At 68.4% G+C, this 17,647-nt stretch carries 15 protein-coding genes; 8 read left to right on the top strand and 7 right to left on the bottom strand.

Annotated features, from left to right (window positions below; translation table 11 throughout):
• Nucleotides 1-17 precede the first annotated feature (17 nt).
• Nucleotides 18-716 carry a YggN family protein gene (locus AC3WTD_RS03905; RefSeq protein WP_492612954.1) on the top strand — a complete coding sequence of 233 codons (699 nt, stop codon included), beginning with the start codon at nucleotides 18-20 and terminating at the stop codon, nucleotides 714-716.
• A 162-nt stretch (nucleotides 717-878) separates the two neighbouring features.
• On the opposite strand, the gene AC3WTD_RS03900 is transcribed toward AC3WTD_RS03905, so the two are convergent.
• Nucleotides 879-2,258: a class II fumarate hydratase gene (locus AC3WTD_RS03900; protein ID WP_492612953.1), complete on the bottom strand. Its 1,380-nt coding sequence runs from the start codon at nucleotides 2,256-2,258 to the stop codon at nucleotides 879-881.
• Nucleotides 2,259-2,487: 229 nt separating this feature from the next.
• Between AC3WTD_RS03900 and purB the strand changes: the two genes are divergently transcribed.
• Complete coding sequence (gene purB, locus AC3WTD_RS03895) at nucleotides 2,488-3,855, top strand: adenylosuccinate lyase (protein WP_492612952.1); 1,368 nt, start codon at nucleotides 2,488-2,490, stop codon at nucleotides 3,853-3,855.
• 132 nt (nucleotides 3,856-3,987) lie between these two features.
• Here purB and gstA read toward each other — a convergent pair whose 3' ends face one another.
• A complete protein-coding gene (gene gstA, locus AC3WTD_RS03890) occupies nucleotides 3,988-4,608 on the bottom strand; it encodes a glutathione transferase GstA (protein WP_492612951.1) in 621 nt (206 codons plus the stop codon).
• A gap of 158 nt (nucleotides 4,609-4,766) precedes the next feature.
• Between gstA and AC3WTD_RS03885 the strand changes: the two genes are divergently transcribed.
• Nucleotides 4,767-5,150 (top strand): winged helix-turn-helix transcriptional regulator, encoded by a 384-nt coding sequence (locus AC3WTD_RS03885; protein WP_492612950.1) that lies wholly within the window; start codon nucleotides 4,767-4,769, stop codon nucleotides 5,148-5,150.
• A gap of 346 nt (nucleotides 5,151-5,496) precedes the next feature.
• Complete coding sequence (locus AC3WTD_RS03880; protein WP_492612949.1) at nucleotides 5,497-6,126, top strand: hypothetical protein; 630 nt, start codon at nucleotides 5,497-5,499, stop codon at nucleotides 6,124-6,126.
• A gap of 62 nt (nucleotides 6,127-6,188) precedes the next feature.
• Here AC3WTD_RS03880 and cysK read toward each other — a convergent pair whose 3' ends face one another.
• Together cysK and cysG are read right to left on the bottom strand one after the other, a co-directional pair.
• The gene (gene cysK / locus AC3WTD_RS03875; RefSeq protein WP_492612948.1) at nucleotides 6,189-7,130 is read right to left on the bottom strand and encodes a cysteine synthase A; all 942 of its coding nucleotides are present in this window, start codon (nucleotides 7,128-7,130) and stop codon (nucleotides 6,189-6,191) included.
• Nucleotides 7,131-7,170: 40 nt separating this feature from the next.
• Nucleotides 7,171-8,655 carry a siroheme synthase CysG gene (cysG, locus tag AC3WTD_RS03870; RefSeq protein ID WP_492612947.1) on the bottom strand — a complete coding sequence of 495 codons (1,485 nt, stop codon included), beginning with the start codon at nucleotides 8,653-8,655 and terminating at the stop codon, nucleotides 7,171-7,173.
• Nucleotides 8,656-8,910: 255 nt separating this feature from the next.
• On the opposite strand from cysG, the gene AC3WTD_RS03865 reads away from it, so the two are divergent.
• On the top strand, nucleotides 8,911-9,906 hold the full coding sequence (locus AC3WTD_RS03865) for a LysR substrate-binding domain-containing protein (protein WP_235642658.1): 996 nt from the start codon (nucleotides 8,911-8,913) through the stop codon (nucleotides 9,904-9,906).
• Nucleotides 9,907-10,038: 132 nt separating this feature from the next.
• Here the strand turns inward: AC3WTD_RS03865 and AC3WTD_RS03860 are convergent, their stop codons facing one another.
• The 3 genes from AC3WTD_RS03860 to AC3WTD_RS03850 are packed head-to-tail and all read right to left on the bottom strand — an operon-like array spanning nucleotide 10,039 to nucleotide 14,313.
• Nucleotides 10,039-10,761 (bottom strand): phosphoadenylyl-sulfate reductase, encoded by a 723-nt coding sequence (locus AC3WTD_RS03860; RefSeq protein ID WP_051257537.1) that lies wholly within the window; start codon nucleotides 10,759-10,761, stop codon nucleotides 10,039-10,041.
• Nucleotides 10,758-12,458 carry an assimilatory sulfite reductase (NADPH) hemoprotein subunit gene (cysI, locus tag AC3WTD_RS03855; RefSeq protein WP_492612946.1) on the bottom strand — a complete coding sequence of 567 codons (1,701 nt, stop codon included), beginning with the start codon at nucleotides 12,456-12,458 and terminating at the stop codon, nucleotides 10,758-10,760. The genes AC3WTD_RS03860 and cysI overlap by 4 nt, the downstream gene beginning before the upstream one ends.
• A 1-nt stretch (nucleotide 12,459) precedes the next feature.
• Nucleotides 12,460-14,313: an assimilatory sulfite reductase (NADPH) flavoprotein subunit gene (locus AC3WTD_RS03850; RefSeq protein ID WP_492612945.1), complete on the bottom strand. Its 1,854-nt coding sequence runs from the start codon at nucleotides 14,311-14,313 to the stop codon at nucleotides 12,460-12,462.
• Nucleotides 14,314-14,483: 170 nt separating this feature from the next.
• On the opposite strand from AC3WTD_RS03850, the gene AC3WTD_RS03845 reads away from it, so the two are divergent.
• From AC3WTD_RS03845 to AC3WTD_RS03835, 3 genes are read left to right on the top strand one after another with little or no spacing between them, the layout of a single operon-like run.
• Nucleotides 14,484-15,236: a sulfite exporter TauE/SafE family protein gene (locus AC3WTD_RS03845; protein ID WP_027492211.1), complete on the top strand. Its 753-nt coding sequence runs from the start codon at nucleotides 14,484-14,486 to the stop codon at nucleotides 15,234-15,236.
• A gap of 34 nt (nucleotides 15,237-15,270) precedes the next feature.
• Complete coding sequence (locus AC3WTD_RS03840; protein ID WP_492612944.1) at nucleotides 15,271-16,464, top strand: JmjC domain-containing protein; 1,194 nt, start codon at nucleotides 15,271-15,273, stop codon at nucleotides 16,462-16,464.
• The gene (locus AC3WTD_RS03835) at nucleotides 16,461-17,411 is read left to right on the top strand and encodes a GNAT family N-acetyltransferase (RefSeq protein ID WP_492612943.1); all 951 of its coding nucleotides are present in this window, start codon (nucleotides 16,461-16,463) and stop codon (nucleotides 17,409-17,411) included. The genes AC3WTD_RS03840 and AC3WTD_RS03835 overlap by 4 nt, the downstream gene beginning before the upstream one ends.
• Nucleotides 17,412-17,647 lie beyond the last annotated feature (236 nt).

Raw genomic sequence — 17,647 nt, 5'->3', positions numbered from 1 at the left:
AACGAGGAGAACTGACGATGAAAACCCGCATGATCGCCATCGGCATCCTTGCATCGACGCTGCTACCGCTGGCCGCCTGCAGCCGGTCCGGCAAGGACGCCAGCCAGCCGGGCGCCGCCAGCGACGTGGCCCAGGCGGCGAACGAAGCCGGCGAGCAAACCTCTTCCTCTATGATTGCCACGCAGGTCCGCAAGGGCATCGAGCAGGCCAAAAAGGAACTGGTCACCCAGGACATCAGCCTGGGCAGCATCCACATCGGCGACGGGCCGCACCCGCACGATGGCTCCCTGCCCAAGGCGGTGATCACCCCGCAGGGCACGCTGGTGATCGCCGGCAAACCGGTCGAAGCCACGTCGCAGCAGCGCGCCATGCTGCTGGATTACCGCCAGCAGATCGTCGGTATCGCCGAGGCTGGCATGGACATCGGCGCGAGCGGCGCGGACATTGGCGTCGCCGCGGCGAAGCAGGCGCTGTGGGGCGCGTTCACCGGCAAGAACGACAAGGAGATCGAGGCCAGCATCAAGCCGCAGACCGAGCAGATCCAGGCCGCCGCCATGCAGTTGTGCAAGCGCTTGCCCGACATGCTGGTCTCGCAGCAGAAGCTGGCCGCCGCCCTGCCCCCGTTCAAGCCCTACGCCACGATGACGCAGAAGGATGTCGACGACTGCGGCAAGGACAAGAACGGCCGGAAGGATTTCGCGATGTTCTCCGACTGAGCTGGCAACCAAGGGCCGCAGGAATCCATGCGAGTCCCCACCGTAGGAGCCCGCTGGCGGGCGATGCCCTTGCTTTTGCGAATCCCGAATCCCTAATCCCGAATCCCGAATCCCGGCTCCAAGAGCATCGCCCGCCAGCGGGCTCCTACGGAAGCATGCGAGTCAGCCGTGGATGCCGCCGCGGGTCAGCGCCATCGGATCGAGCAACTGCTTCAGCTCGTCCTTCGACAGCCCGGTGGTTTCCAGCGCCACTTCCATGATCGGCCGGTGCTGCTTGTACGCCAGCTTGGCGGTGGCCGCGCCCTTCTCGTAGCCGATCACCGGGTTCAGCGCGGTGACCAGGATCGGATTCATCGCCAGCGCCTGGTTCACCCGCGCCCTGTTGACCTTGAAGCCGGCGATGGACTTGTCGGCCAGCAGCACACTGACGTTGGCCAGGATGCCGATCGACTGCAGCAGGTTGTGCGCGATCAGCGGCAGCATCACGTTGAGCTGGAAGTTGCCGCTCTGCCCAGCGATGGTGATGGAAGCGTCGTTGCCGATCACCTGCGCGGCGACCATCGCGGTGGCCTCGGGGATCACCGGATTGACCTTGCCCGGCATGATCGACGAACCCGGCTGCAGCGCCGGCAGCTCGATCTCGCCCAGGCCGGCCAGCGGGCCGGAGTTCATCCAGCGCAGGTCGTTGGCGATCTTCATCAGTGCGACGGCCAGTGTCTTCAATGCACCGGACAGCTCCACCGCGGCGTCCTGCGCGGCCATGCCCTCGAAGTAGTTTTGCGCCGACTCGAAGCGCACCCCGGTCAGCTTCTTCAGCTGCACGGCCATCGCCGGGCCGAACTTCGGGTCGGCGTTGATACCGGTGCCCACCGCGGTGCCGCCCTGCGGCAGCCGCCGCATGCGTTTCAGCGCATCCCCGATGCGCTCGATGGCGGAACCGACCTGCGCCGACCAGCCCGACAGTTCCTGGCCGAAGGTGATCGGCATCGCGTCCATCAGGTGGGTGCGGCCGGTCTTGGGTGTGTTGCGCAATTCACGCGCACGCCTGTCGATGGTCTGCTTCAGGTGCTTCAGCGCCGGCAGCAGCTGCTCGCTGGTGGTGAGCGTGGCGCTGACGTGGATCGCGGTGGGGATCACGTCGTTCGAGCTCTGCCCGTAGTTGACGTGGTCGTTCGGATGCACCTTGGCGCCGGCGGCCACCGCCAGGTGCGCGATCACCTCGTTCGCATTCATGTTGGTGCTGGTGCCCGAACCGGTCTGGAAGATGTCGATCGGAAACTGCGCGTCATGCTGGCCATCGGCCACCGCCAGCGCCGCCTTGCGGATCGCCGCGGCCTGGTTCTTCTTGAGATGTCCCATCGCCAGGTTGACCTCGGCCGCCGCGGCCTTGATCAAGCCCAGCGCGCGGATGAACGGGCGCGGCAGGTGCAGGCCGGAGATCGGGAAGTTGTCGATCGCGCGCTGGGTCTGCGCGCCGTACAACGCGTCGGCGGGCACCTTTAGTTCGCCCATACTGTCGTGTTCGATGCGGAAGTTGCTCATGGTCTGTTCCTTCGGTGGGAGGAGAAAACCGAATCCTGAAAAACTCCCGTCGCCCCAGCGCAAGCTGGGGCCCAGTGACCCAGGGCCCTTGAAGACCAAAGGCACTGGATTCCTGCTTGCGCAGGAATGACGAGCGGAAAAGTCGCGATTCGCTGTCTCCACTATAGGCCGGCGGGCATCGCGCCGCCGTCAATGTAAAATGGCCGTTTCCCCGTGCCGGAATGCCCCGATGTCCAACCACGCCCTCACCGCCCTGTCGCCGCTGGATGGCCGCTACGCCGACAAGGTCGAGCCGCTTCGCCCGATCTTCAGCGAATTCGGCCTGATGCACCGCCGCGTGCAGGTGGAGATCGAATGGCTGCTGGCGCTGGCCGCCGAGCCGGGCATCGAGGAACTGCCGCCGTTTACGCCCACCCAGGTGAAGCAGCTGCATACCATCGCCGACAGCTTCGCGATCGAGGAAGGCGCACGCATCAAGGCCATCGAGGCCACCACCAACCACGACGTGAAAGCGGTGGAGTACTTCATCAAGGAGCGCATCGGCGCCGATCCTGCCCTGGCGCAGGCCAGGGAGTTCGTGCACTTCGCCTGCACTAGCGAGGACATCAACAACCTTTCCTACGCACTGATGCTGCGCGATGCGCGCGAGCAGGTGCTGCTGCCGGCGTTCGATCGCATCATCGACAGGCTGCGCGAGCTGGCACATGCCAACGCCTCGCTGCCGATGCTCTCGCGCACGCACGGCCAGACCGCCTCGCCCAGCACGCTGGGCAAGGAACTGGCGAACGTGGTGGCGCGGCTGGAGCGCCAGCGCAAGCAGCTCGCCGCAGCGGAAATCCCGGGCAAGATCAACGGCGCGGTGGGCAACTACAACGCCCACGTCATCAGCTACCCGGAGATCGACTGGCGCGCGTTCTCGCAGCGCTTCGTGGAAAGCCTGGGCCTGGGCTGGAATCCGTACACCACCCAGATCGAGCCGCACGACGGCGTGGCCGAGTACTGCGACGCGGTGCGCCGCGCCAACACCATCCTGATCGACCTGGCGCGCGACATCTGGGGCTACATCTCGCTGGGCTACTTCAAGCAGACGCTGAAGGCCGGCGAGGTGGGCTCGTCCACCATGCCGCACAAGGTCAACCCGATCGACTTCGAGAACGCCGAAGGCAACTTCGGCCTTGCCAACGCGCTGCTCGGCCACTTCGCCGAAAAGCTGCCAATCAGCCGCTGGCAGCGCGACCTCACCGACTCCACCGTGCTGCGCGCGCTGGGCACCGCCTTCGGCCACACCCTGGTGGCGCTGGAATCGCTGCAGAAGGGCCTGGGCAAGCTCACCGTGAACGCCGAGCGCCTCGCCGCCGACCTCGACGCCAGCTGGGAAGTGCTGGCCGAAGCCGTGCAGACGGTGATGCGCCGCTACGGCCTGCCGCAGCCCTACGAACAGCTCAAGGCGCTGACCCGCGGCCAGGGCATCACCAAGGAGTCGATGCGCGAATTCATCGGCAAGCTAGAGTTGCCCGCTGAGGCGAAGCAGCGGCTGCTCGACCTCACGCCGGGCGGCTACATCGGCCTGGCCGAGGGGCTGGCGCGGGACATCTGACCTCGCCGTCACCCCGGTGCGAGCCGGGGTCCAGTGCCTTGGGCCGGCCAAAACAGAGACACCAGGTTCCCGCCTGCGCAGGAACGACCAGCCATGACGGGCCGCGCGTCAACACGCGCGGCCCGATGTGTCTCAGGCGAGGGCCTTCTTCACCAGCCCTTCCGCCTCCAACGCCGCGCGCACCGCGGGGCGCTCGCCCACGCGCTTCTGGAACGCCAGCAGCGATGGGAACGCCGACAGGTTCAGATCCACGTGCTTGGCCCAGTTGGTCACCGTGAACAGGTAGGCGTCGGCCGCGGTGAACTTGTCGCCCAGCAGGAACGGCTGCTTTGCCAGCACGTTCTCGATGAACTGGTAGCGCCGCGTCAGGTATTCCTTGCGCTCGGCGCGGGTGGCCTCGGGCGTGTCCGGGTTGAACAGCGGGCTGTAGCTCTTGTGGATCTCCGAGTTGATGTAGCCCAGCATCTCCTGCAGCCGGTAGCGCGCCGGCGTGCCGTTGGCGGGCGCCAGACCGCTGGCCGGCTTCTGGTCGGCCAGGTACTGCACGATCGTCGGGCCTTCGGTCAGCAATTCGCCGTTGTCCAGCGCCAGCACTGGCACGTAGCCCTTGGGGTTGATCTGCCAGAAATCCGCGCCGTGCTCGGTGCGCTTGGCGCTGCCGTCGACCTTCTCCAGCGTGAGCGGAATACCGGCCTCGAGCGCCACGATGTGCGGGGAAAGCGAGCAGGCGCCGGGGGAGTAGTAGAGCTTCATGCGATGACTCCGTGTGGGTGGGGACACGGACGGCGCACCGGACAAAACTGCACGCCTCCGAGCTCCAACATGCTACGCCACCATGGTTACTAATGGATACCATCTAATCATCGGTTAGTCCTAGAATGCGGTAACTCCCCGGTTACCGAGCCACCCGCATGGGCCTCCCCGTCCGCAAGAGCAAGGTCGCACCACCACCCGCCTGCCCGCTCACCGAAAGCCTGGCGCTGCTGCGCGGCGCCTGGGCACCCAACGTGATCTGGTTCCTCAGCGCCGAACCCCGCCGCTTCGGCGAACTGCGCCACGACATCCCGCGCATCTCCGCCCGCGTGCTCAGCGCCCGCCTGCGCGAACTGGAATCACGCGGCCTCGTCTCGCGCCGCCTGCTCGACACCTCCCCGCCCTCTGCCGAATACGCACTCACCGAACTCGGCCGCGAACTGCTGCCGGCGATCAGCGCGCTGGCGCGGGTGGGACAGAAGCTGATTGCGGAGTGGGATTCGCGGGCTTCGCTGGTGAAGAAGGTGCGCGTGGCGGGGTGAGGCGCGTTTGCTTGCCACCGGGGCGGGCTCGTGGAACGATGCCACGGTCACTTCCAGCATCGCCAAACACGCTCTCTACCGGGAGGACGGGCGTTGGTTTCATCAACTCGTCGAATTTCCTGGTGCTTTCTTCGACGCCAGTGGTTACATTACCTTTCCAACCGAGCAGTCTTACCGTTCCTGCCCTCACTTATCTTTTGGTCAAGACGTCCATGTCTCTGACCCGCGCGGCATCTCTGCTATCCCGACTATGTCCGGGTCAAGTAAGCCGCCGTCTAACAACTCGTCCAAAGCGGACGGCTACGCCGCTGCTTAACTCAAGCGCCAGGCCCTGCATGGAAAGCCCGTGACCAATCGAAAGTTTCGCGAAGCACTGTCGCTATTCGACACGACGTTATCCTCCGCCGAATGGGCATGGCGCATTCTGGTCGTTGCTGCAATTGGCGGCTCCGGCACCATCGGAGGTCTGCTCGCGCGAGCAGATCCATTCTTCAAAAGTCTCGGGCCGATCTACTGGCTGGCCGTCGCTGCGACAACGGCTGTGGTAACCGCGATCGTCTTATATTTTGTGAAAGCCGCGAACCACAAACAGTCGCTCGCTGACTTAAACGCTTCGCTGGCTACGCCGCGCAACACGATCAATCCACTCGCGCATACTTTCACCGACGTCATCATTCCAGTGGAAGACCTGAGGCTACCCACACAACAGTTGCACCAGAATAAGTTGTTTAAGCGCTGCAAATTTGTAGGCCCCGCTACAATCGCAATTCTCGGCGGAACTTATGCGCATTCCAGCTTTAACGACTGTGGCGATATTATTGCCCTTCCCGAAGGGGTCAACTTGACTGGTGCAATAGTTCTCCAGAACTGTACGGTTGAGGAGTGTGAGTTCATCCGAGTTACCCTCCTCATGGACCAGAACTCGGCAAAGCGATTTGCACAAGTGCCCGGGGCCAGCGTCAAGGGTATGGCTTAACAATTCAATCAAGCCGAAGCCGCTTTGCGGCTCGGTTTGATTCAGGCGCTAGATACCCCTCCTCACCCTACCTCATCCGTCCCTTCATTCACCCCCTCGAACAGGAACGTCGACAGATAGCGCTCGCCGGTATCCGGCAGCATCGCCAGCAGCACCGAACCTTGCGGTGCCTCGGCCGCCAGCTGCAATGCAGCGGCCAGCGTGGCGCCGGAGGAGATGCCGGTGAAGATGCCTTCCTGCTGCGCCAGCGCGCGCGAGGTGTCGCGGGCCACCACGTCGTCGACCGGCACGATGCGGTCGACTACCTTGGGGTTGAGCACGGCCGGCACGAAGTCCGGCGTCCAGCCCTGGATCTTGTGCGGCTGCCATTCCTTGCCGGACAGCAACGCCGCGCCGGTCGGCTCGGTGGCGATCACCTTCACTTCCGGGCGCGCCACCTTGAGCACCTCGCCGACGCCGGTGAGCGTGCCGCCGGTGCCCCAGCCGCTGACGAAGTAGTCCAGCCGGCGGCCGGCGAAGTCGCGCAGGATTTCCGCTGCGGTGGTCTGCCGGTGGTACGCCGGGTTGGCCGGATTCTCGAACTGGCTGGCGAGGAACCAGCCGTGCTTGCGCGCCAGTTCTTCCGCCACCTTCACCATGCCGGTACCGCGCGTGGCGCCGGGCGTGAGCACCACCTTGCCGCCGTAGGCGCGGATCAACTTGCGCCGCTCGACCGAGAACGTATCGGACATCACCGCCACGAACGGGTAGCCGCGCGCCGCGCAGATCGCGGCCAGCGCCACGCCGGTGTTGCCCGAGGTGGCCTCGATCACGGTCTGGCCGGGTTTCAGCACGCCGCGCTGTTCGGCGTCGAGGATGATCGCAAGGGCGAGGCGGTCCTTCACCGAACCGGCGGGGTTGAACGCCTCCACCTTCACATAGAGTTTGGCGTGTTTCGGGCCAAGGCGGTTGAGCCGTACTACAGGCGTGTTGCCAATGGTGTCGAGGATACTGTCGTAGATCATGAACGTACTCCTGTCGGAAGGCGAGAGAAGCGCGGCGCGATCATGCGCCGGTTCCCGTAAAGATTTCAGTCGGGCGCATCGCGGCTGCCGCCGGGATCTGCCGGCGCGCGGCAGCGGGCGCCACGCCGCCCAGCGGAGGCGCACCGAACCAGGCCAGCGAGTCGGCCAGCGCCGCCACTTCGCCCACGATCAGCAGCGCCGGCGAACGTACCGCATGCAGCGCCGCCCGCGCGGCCAGCTGGGCCAGCGTGCCGGTGACCACCCGCTGCCGTGGCAGCGAGCCGTTCTCGACCAGCGCGAACGGCGTGGCCGGCGCACGGCCATGCGCGATCAGCTGCGCCTGCAGGCGCTCCAGCCCGGTCACGCCCATGTAGATTGCCAGGGTCTGCCGCTCCTGCGCCAGCGCGCGCCAGTCCAGCGTGTCCAGCGAATCGCGGCAGTGCGCGGTGACGAAGCGCACCGACTGCGCATGCCCGCGGTGGGTCAGCGGCACGCCGGCATGGGCGGCGCAGGCCAGCGCGGCGGTGATGCCGGGCACCACTTCGTAGGGAATGCCGTGGGCGCGCAGGAACTCCAGCTCCTCGCCGCCGCGGCCGAACACGAACGGATCGCCGCCCTTCAGCCGCACCACCCGCCGCCCTGCCCGTGCGTGCTCAAGCAGCAGCGTATGGATCTCGTCCTGGGTGGTGTGATGGTTGCCGGCCTGCTTGCCTACCTCGATGCGCTCGGCGTCGCGCCGGGCCAGCGCCAGCACTTCGGCACTGACCAGCCGGTCGTGCAGGATCACGTCGGCCTCGTTCAGCGCGCGCAGTCCGCGCAGGGTCAGCAGGCCCGGATCGCCGGGGCCGGCGCCGACCAGCACCACCGAGCCGGCGGGTACGGCCGCGGGCACCGCCAGCGACTGCTCCGCCGCCCGCCGCGCCTCATCCGGTCGCCCCTGGCGCAGCAAAGCGGCGACTGGCCCGGCGAACAGCGCCTCGTAGAAACGGCGTCGCGCCGCCGGCTGCGGGTGGCGCAGGCGAATGCGCCGACGCAGGCGCGCCGCCAGCGTGGCCAGCGCGCCCAGCGACGGGTCGAGCGCGGCCTCCAGCCGTTCGCGCAACAGGCGCGAGAGCATCGGCGCGGCGCCGCCGCTGGAGATCGCCACGGTCAGCGGCGCACGCTCCACCACCGCCGGCACATGGAAGCTGGACAGCGCCGCGTCGTCCACCACGTTGACGAAGATCCGCCGCAGTTCACCGAGGGTGGCGATCAGCCGGTTCAATTCGCCATCGGAAGTCGCCGCCACCACCAGCCACACCCGCTCCAGCCATTCCTCACGGAACGGCTCCGCACGGTGGGCGATGCGTCCCGCCGTTGCCCAGCGCTGCAGCTGCGGGGTGAGCGCGGGCGCGTTCACCGTGACCTGCGCCTGGGCGCCGAGCAGTGCCGCCACCTTGCGCTCGGCCACTACGCCGCCGCCCACCACCAGCACGGCGCGGCGGGACAGGTCGGCGAACAACGGATAGAGCCTGGTGGCGGGCATGGCGGCATCGACAGGAGGGACGGGCCACGCTACGCAGCCGCCGATCCGGCCGCAAATGATCCATGTGAACGCGCATATGCCTTGACGGCATGAGCCATGTCGCGCTTGACGCGGAGCACAAATGGCCGTATAGACGTCCGACCATGTTCCGTTCAACGACTACCCACGCAGCCGCTCCCGACCCGACGACGCTCTGCGCCGCGCGATGTATCCGTGCCCGACCGCACGATCCCGACCGCCCACGAGAGCATCGCCATGACGCTGACCCAACTGCGCTACCTGGTAGCCATCGCCGATTCCGGCCTCAACATCACCCTGGCCGCCGCGCGCGTCCATGCCACCCAGCCCGGCCTGAGCAAACGGCTCAAGCAGCTTGAGGACGAGCTGGGTTTCCAGCTGTTCGTGCGCAAGGGCAAGAGCCTGGACGCGGTGACCCACGCCGGCCAGCACGTGCTGGAGCGCGCCCGCATCATCCTCGCCGAAACGGCCAACATCCGCGCGATCGCCGCCAATCTTCGCAACGAGGCGCGCGGCGAGCTGCGCATCGCCACCACCCACACCCAGGCCCGCTTCGCCCTGCCCGCCGCGATCGGCGCGCTGAGCCGGAGCTACCCGCAGGTCAGCGTGCACCTGCAGCCTGGCCGCGACGGCGAAGTGCTGGCGCAGCTGGAGGCCGGCCGCGTCGACCTGGCGGTGATCAGCACCGCCGGTGCACCGCCGCCCGCCGGCATCGCGCTGCCGGCCTACCGCTGGCAGCGGGTGATCGTGGCGCCGCAGGGGCATCCGCTGGCAACCCGTCGTCAGCCGCCCACGCTCGACGAACTGGCCGCGCTGCCGCTGGTCAGCTACGACTCCTCGTTGAAGCCCGACTCCTCGCTGCGCCGCGCGTTCGAAGCCGTCGACCTGCATCCGCAGATCGTGATGACCGCCGGCGACGCCGACCTGATCAAGACCTATGTGCGCGCCGGCCTGGGCATCGGCGTGCTGGCCGAGATGGCGATGCTGGACAGCGACACCGACCTGTGCGCGCTGCCGGCCGACCACCTGTTTCCCCAGTGCACGACCTGGATCGTGCTGCGCCGGGAAAGCGTGCTGCGCGAATACGTGCTGGAATTCATCGCGCAGTTCGCGCCGCACCTGGATCGCCGCGACGTGGTGCGCGCCCTCGCTGCCGACGCTGCGGCGACCGAATGGCCGGCGGTGCCGCACTGGCGGGAGCGCCCGCCCTCCACGCCGCCAGATGCCGCCTGAACCGGCGCGTGTCACGTAGGGCGGGCACCGCCCGCCGCCCTTTCGGCAGCTTGCGACGAAGTGTGGGGAGAGCGGCGGGCGGTGCCCGCCCTACGGCTGAAGCCGGCCTTGGCGGACCGGCCCGCAGAGAATCTACGCGATGCTATGCAGTCCGCATTCGCGCTTGAGCCCGAAGAAGCGGGTGTCCTCCGCGTCCATGCCAGGCTCCCAGCGGCGAGTGGTGTGGCTGTCGCCGATCGAGACATAGCCCTGCTGCCATAGCGGGTGGTACGGCAGGCCGTGGCGTGCGAGGTACTGGCCGATGTCGCGATCGCTCCAGTCGGCCAGCGGGTAAAATTTCCAGTGGTCCTGGCGGTGCTCGGCGAAAGCGATCGCCGCGCGGCTGCGCGACTGCCCGCGGCGCAGGCCGGCGAACCATCCGACGGCATGCAGTTCGGCCAGCGCGCGCTGCATCGGCTCGACCTTGCGCAGCCGGTTGTACTGGTCCAGCCCGGCCACGCCCTGCTCCCACAGCCGCCCATGGCGCGCTTCCATCCAGGCGGGGCTGAACGCTGCGCTGTAGACCTTGAGGTTCAGCGCGAGCCGTTCGGTCAGTTCGTCGACGAAGCGGTACGTCTCGGGGAACAGGTAGCCGGTGTCGATCAGCACCACCGGAATGTCCGGTCGCTGGCGGGTCACGAGGTGCAGCGACACCGCCGACTGCGCGCCGAAGCTGGACGACAGCACGTGCTCGCCGGCGACATGTTCCAGCGCCCACGCCACCCGGCGCTCGGCACTGAACCGGGACAGCATGGCGTTCAACTCGGCCAGCGCCCGCGGCTCGTGCGGCGCCTGTTCGAACAGTGCGGCGCTCACGCCACCAGCTCCGACGGAATGCGCCGCGACGGCAGCGGCGCCAGGATGCCGGCGCGCAGCAGGAAATCGCCGAAGCCTTCCCCGGCCGCGCGTTCCGCGGCGTAGCGGGCGAACAACGGATCGAGCGCGGCGAGGATCGCCGCTTCGTCCACGTTCTCGAGATAGACCTGGTTCAGCCGCTGGCCGCTGAAATCGGCGCCCAGGCGCAGGTCGTAGCGGCCCGGCCCGCGACCGACCAGGGCGATCTCGCCCAGGTACGGCCGCGAGCAGCCATTCGGGCAACCGGACAAACGCAGCAGGATCGGGGCATCGGCCAGGCCGTGATGTTCGAGCAGGGCCTCCAGCTTCGGCAGCAGCGCCGGCAGGTAGCGCTCGCTTTCGGCCATCGCCAGGCCGCAGGTGGGCAGCGCCACGCAGGCGATCGCGTGGCGGCGGATCGCACTCTGCTTGCGGTAGCCGTCAAGCCCATGCTCGCGCACGATCGCGTCGATGCGCTCGCGCTCGGCCGCGGCGACGTTCGCCACGATCACGTTCTGGTTGCAGGTCAGGCGGAAATCGCCGGCATGCATCTTCGCCAGCTCGCGCAGGCCGCTGAGCCAGCGCCGCTCGCCCGTGTCCGCGAGCCGGCCTGATTCGATGTGCAGGGTGAGATGCCAGCGGCCGTCGTGGCCCTCGACCCAGCCGTAGCGGTCGCCGTTGTGTTCGAAGCGGTACGCGCGCGGCGCGGCCAGCACGTAGCCCAGGCGCGCCTCCAGCTCGGCCTTGAATGCGTCCAGGCCGTGCCGGTCGAGCGTGTATTTCAGCCGCGCATGCTGGCGTTCGGCGCGGTCGCCCCAGTCGCGCTGGATGCCGATCACCGCCTCGGCCACGCCGAACAATTGTTCCGGCGTGGCGAAGCCGATCACGTTGGCCAGCCGCGGGTAGGTGCTGGCGTCGCCATGGGTGGCGCCCATGCCGCCGCCGACGGCAATGTTGAAGCCGCGCAGCGTGCCCTGCTCGACGATCGCGATCAGGCCCAGATCCTGCGCGAACACGTCGATGTCGTTGAGCGGCGGGATCGCCAGGCCGATCTTGAACTTGCGCGGCAGGTAGGTGGCGCCGTACAGCGGCTCGCTCTCTGCCACGGGATCGCCGTGCAGCTTCTCGCCGTCCAGCCAGATCTCGTGATAGGCGCGCGTCTTCGGCGCCAGTTCGGTCGAGAGCCGCGTGGCCCAGGCATACGCCTCGGCATGCGCGGCGGACTCTACCGGGTTCGCCGTGCTCACCACGTTGCGCACCACGTCGCCGCAGGCGGCGATGGTGGTGGCCAGCGCCTCGTGGATCGCTGCGATGGTCGGCTTCAGCTTGTGCTTGATGATGCCGTGCCACTGGAAGGTCTGCCGTGTGGTGATGCGCAGCGTGCCGCTGGCATGCTCGCGGGCGATGCGGTCGAACACCAGCCACTGCGCCGGCGTCACCACACCACTGGGCAGGCGCGCGCGCAGCATGAAGGCGTAGGCCGGTTCCAGTTTCTGCTTGCGGCGCTCCTCGCGCAGGTCGCGGTCGTCCTGCTGGTAGCTGCCGTGGAATTTCAGCAGCTTGTTGTCGTCGTCACCGATCGCGCCGGTGACCGGGTCGGCCAGGCCTTCGGCGATGGTGCCGCGCAGGTAGCGGCTGGCTGACTTGATGTGTTCGAGATGAGAGAGTTTCGTGCTCATATTAATAAACATCGCGGGCGTAGCGGCCCTGTTGCAGAAGTTCGCCGAGCCAGGCGTTCGCCTCCTCGGGCGACTGGTTGCCGTGGGCCACGATCACGTCGACCAGTGCGGCGTGCACGTCGCGGGCCATGTGCTTCGCATCGCCGCAGACATAGAGGTGCGCGCCGTTCTTCAGCCATGCATGCAGCTCGGCGCCGTGCTCGCGCAGGCGATCCTGGACATACGTTTTATGCGATTCCACCGCAACACCCCGCACTTCCTTGTGCGGACTTTCAGAAAAAGCGGGATCCCGCGAGAACGCCAGGTCGAGCCGATGCAGCGAGCCGTCCTTCAACGCCTGTTGCCACTCCAGCTGGTAGAGGAAGTCGCTGGCGAAGTGGCGGTTGCCGAAGAACAGCCAGTTGCGGCCGGTGGCACCGCTTTCGCGCCGCTCCTGCACGAACGCGCGGAACGGCGCCACGCCGGTACCCGGCCCGATCATGATGATGTCGCGCGAGCCGTCGGTCGGCAGGCGGAAGCGCTCGTTCGACTCGATGAATACCGGCAGGGTGCCGTCCTCGCCGGTCGCGGCGAGTAGTGAGGAGGCGGCGCCCCAGTGCGTGCTGCCGTGCGCTTCGTAATCCACCACGGCCACGGTCAGGTGCACCTCCTCGCCCACCTCCTTGGTGCTGGAGGCGATCGAGTACAGCCGCGGCGCCAGTGGCCGCAGCGTTGCCAGCAGCGCCTCGGCTTGCCATGGCGCCGGGTAGCGGCGCAGCAGGTCGATCGGCTGCTCGTCGGCCAGCACCGCCGCGAACTGCGCCGACTGCTCCGGCTGCAGCAGCCTGGCCAGTTCGTCGTGGCCGCCGGCGGTCGCCAGCGCACTGATGAAGCCGCGGTGCAGCCGGGTGATCTCGCGCTCGCGGCCCAGCCACTGCCGCAGCGGCAACGTGCGCTGCTGGTGGGTCACCGGCTGCGCGCCATCCAGCTGCAGGACTTCCAGCCATTGCTCGACCAGCGCCGGCGGATTGTGCGGCCACACGCCCAGCGCATCGCCCGGCTGGTAGTGCAGGCCGGAGCCTTCCAGCGACAGCTCGACATGGCGCACGTCACGCGCGCTGTCGCGCGCCACGATGCGCTGGTTGGCCAGCACGGTGGCGGCGAACGGCTGTTCGCGCGACCAGGTGCTGCGGCTCGGCACCACGTGCAGCGGGGTCGCCCGCGCCGGCGCGCCTGCCTGCCGCAGCTGCTCCCGTGCCTGCTCCAGCGCCTGCTCCACCCACGGCGCGGCGACCGCCTCGATCTCCACGTCCGCTTCGCCGAAGGAAGCGAGGCGGCTACCGCCCAGCTCAGCCAGGCGAGCGTCGAGCTGGCGGCCGATCGTGCAGAACTGCGGGTAGCTCGAATCGCCCAGGCCCAGCACGGCGAACTGCAGCGCCGGCAGCTTCGGCGCGCGCTTGCCGCTGATGAACTCGAACAGGCCGCGCGCGTCGTCCGGCGGTTCGCCGTCGCCCTGGGTGCTGATCACCAGCAGCAGGTGGCGTTCCTGCGCCAGCTCGCGCTGCGGGTAGGCATCGGCGCGCAGCAGCCGCACCGGCAGGCCGGCCGCCTCGCCACGGCCGGCCAGCTGCTCGGCGATGCGCTTCGCATTGCCGGTCTGGCTGCCGTAGACGATCGTCAGCCGACTGGCCGGCTGCCCCGCCGGCGCGGGAGTCACCCCGCCACCGCGCTGCACCTGCTCGGCCTGCGCCGCGCTCCACGCGGCGATCCAGTACAGCTGGGCGGCAGTCAGGCTTTCCAGTTCCCGGGTCAGCCGGGCAAGCTTGTCCGCATCGAGGCTTGGCGCTGGAAGGTTTGGCACGGCGACGGTATTCACACTGACTCCATCTGGACATCTATACTTCTCGACGTCCAAATTATTTTTTAACCGCTGGCTCGGGAAAGGATATGTCGGCATGTACTTATGCCGAGGCCTTATTTCCGCGCAACGAGCCCGTTCCCGATACTTGCTACACTTCCGTATCGCGCACGGATGCCCCTCCGCCCATGCCCCCGTTGTCCGAATTCCTCACCTTTGCCGCCGTGGGCGCACTCGCCCAGCTGGTCGACGGTGCGTTGGGCATGGCTTACGGCGTCGTCTCCGCGGCGATGCTGCTGGGGCTGGGCCTGCCGCCGGCGGTGGCCAGCGCCAGCGTGCATTACGCGGAAACCTTCACCTGCGGCGCCTCCGGCCTCAGCCATCTCGTGGCCGGCAACGTGCGGCGGCAGCTGTTCTGGACGCTGGCCATTCCCGGCGCCATCGGTGCCGTGATCGGCGCCTATGTGGTCACCCATGTCCCGGCCAGCGGGATGCGGCTGGCGCTCACCATCTACATGCTGGGCATGGGCGCATTCCTGCTGTGGCGGGCAACCCGGCCCGACCGTGGCCACGATGACGCAGTGCCGCGCGCCACTCGCCCGTTGGGACTGGTCGCCGGCTTCGCCGATGCCGTGGCCGGCGGCGGCTGGAGCGCGCTGACCGTGACCACCCTGGTCGCCCGCGGCGCCACGCCGCGCACGGTGATCGGCACCGTGCACCTGGCCAAGTCCGTGGTCAGCGCCGCCGCCAGCGTCAGCTTCCTGCTGCATCTTGGCGCGGCGCATGGCACGGCCGTGCTGGGCCTGATCGTTGGCGGCATGGCCGCCGCCCCGCTGGGTGCCCTGCTGGTCCGGCGCATGCCGGCACGGGCCGCGACCCTGCTGGCCGCCACCGCCGTGCTGGGGCTGGGGCTCAGCAACGTGGTGAAGGCGTTGCACTGACGTCGCCAGCAGCGGTCACCGCTACAATGCGCGCATGACCAAGCCGGCCCCCTTTCCGATCGAAGTCCGCGGCTCCGCGAAGCAGCCGCTGGGCATGCCGCCCGCCCGTTTCCTGCGCGACTACTGGCAGAAGCGCCCGCTGCTGGTCCGCCACGCCCTCCCCGGCTTCCAGCCGCCGCTGCAGCCGGACGACCTGGCCGGCCTGGCCTGCGAGCCGACCGCGCTGGCGCGGCTGATCGTGCACGACGCGAAGCGCGACCGCTGGCAGGTCAAGTCCGGCCCGCTCGACGAAGCCGATTTCGCCAGGACTCCCGACAGCGACTGGACCCTGCTGGTGCAGGACGTCGACAAGTGGGACGCGGACGTGGCGCAGCTGCTGGAGTACTTCCGCTTTCTGCCGAGCTGGCGGGTGGACGACGTGATGGTGTCCTACGCCGAGCCCGGCGGCGGGGTCGGCGCCCACGTCGACCAGTACGACGTGTTCCTGATCCAGGGCCTGGGCCAGCACCATTGGGCGATCAGCGACGATCCGCTGGCGCCGAAGGCGTTTCGCCCCGACGTGGAGCTGAAGCAGCTGGTGCAGTTCGAGCCGACCCACGAATGGCTGCTGGACCCGGGCGACATGCTGTACCTGCCACCTGGCGTGCCGCATGACGGCGTGGCGTTCGGCGGCCCGTGCATGACCTTCTCCGTCGGCATGCGCGCGCCATCGCAGGCCGAGCTGACCGGCGACCTCGCCGACTACATCGCCGAACACCTGCCGGAGCAGCTGCGCTACGCCGACCCGGACCTGAAACCGGCCACCGCGGGCGGCGAAATCGACCGCGCCGCGATCGAACGCCTGAAGGATGCGCTGCCGTTTGCCGCCGCCCTGCGCGACGACCTGCTGCGCGACTGGTTCGGCCGCTTCATCACCCGCTACCGCAGCGCACAGGCACCCGCTGCACCGGACAAGCCGCTGAGCGAGGCCGCGCTGGCCAGGCAGCTCGATGCCGGCGCGCAGCTGCTGCGCCATCCGTGGTCGCGGCTGGCATGGAGTCGCGGCAAGTCCGGCTGCACGCTGTACGCCAACGGCCAGGCCTATTCGGCCACGCCGGCGCTGGCGCAGCAGCTGTGCGAACAGCGCACGCTCCGCGTCGAGCGCAAGCCCGAGGCCGTCGAATGCGCCCTGCTGCTGGCCCTGGTCAACGATGGCCAGCTGCTGCCGCGCAAACACCGCCGCCGATGAAACTGCAGGACTTCCACGTCGAGATCGCCGACTGGTCGCGCGCCGAGCAGCGCAGCGCCCTGCTCGACCTGCGCGAGGTGGTGTTCATCCGCGAACAGGGTGTGTCCGAACAGCGCGAGCGCGACGGACTGGACGCGGATTGCTGGCACGTGCTGGCCCGCGACGAGGCCGGCCAGCCGATCGGCTGTGGCCGGCTCACCCCGGCGCACAAGATCGGCCGCATGGCCGTGCTGCGGGAATGGCGCGGGCGCGGCGTCGGCGTGGTGCTGCTGCGTGAGCTGGTGGCCCGCGCCCGCGCGCAGGGCTGGCCGGAAGTGGCGCTGGACGCCCAGGTCAGCGCGCTCGGTTTCTACCAGCGCGAGGGTTTCGTCGCGTACGGCGAGGAGTTCGAGGACGCCGGGCTGATGCACCGGGCGATGCGCCTGTCGCTGTCCGCAGCGGCGGAGGAAGCCGCGTCGCCACGCGACATCGACGCGCTGCCGGCCGGCACGCGCAGCGAGACCGCCGCCGCCCGCCTGCAGCTGCTGGCCGACGCACGCCACCAGCTGTCCATCCACCTGCCGCTGCTCGGCAACGACAGCTATGCCTGCGCGGAAGAACTGGCCGAGCTGCGCCGCATCGCGACTTCCGGCCGTGGCGCGCGGATCCGTATCCTGCTGCACGATCCGGCCGTCGCCCTGCGCAACGACCACCGGCTGGTCGCGCTGGCGCAGCGCCTGCCCAGCGCGATCCAGGTCCGCACACCGGTGGAGGAAGCCGACCTCGCCTGCATCTCGGCCTGCCTGCTCAACGACGCCGGCGGCTACCTGTTCCTGCCCGAGGCAGACCGCGCGCAAGGCCGCGCCGCCCGCCGCGACCGCGCCAGCCAGGCGCCGCTGCAGCAGCACTTCGACGAGCTGTGGGAGCGCGCCGAACGGGCCAGCGAGTTGCAGGCGCTGGGCCTTTAGCCGGGCCGGTCGAGCGGTCGTTCAGCCGGGTGTCACGGTGCCGGACGCTGCAAATCGCGGGAAACCGCCGGGTGCGACAAAACACGCCTTAGACCATCGTCGGAGATACCCGCCGAAAAGGCGTTCCGGGCAGCCCGCAGCTTGCCGCGTCGCAGCAGCCAGAGGCTATAATCGTCAGGATTCTCCCCAGCCATCCGTATGGGCGACCGGTCGGGCTTGAAAACCGGACGGAAGCC

The sequence above is a fragment of the Rhodanobacter sp. FW106-PBR-R2A-1-15 genome, assembly GCF_058789735.1.
This window is presented reverse-complemented; position numbering and strand designations above follow the sequence as displayed.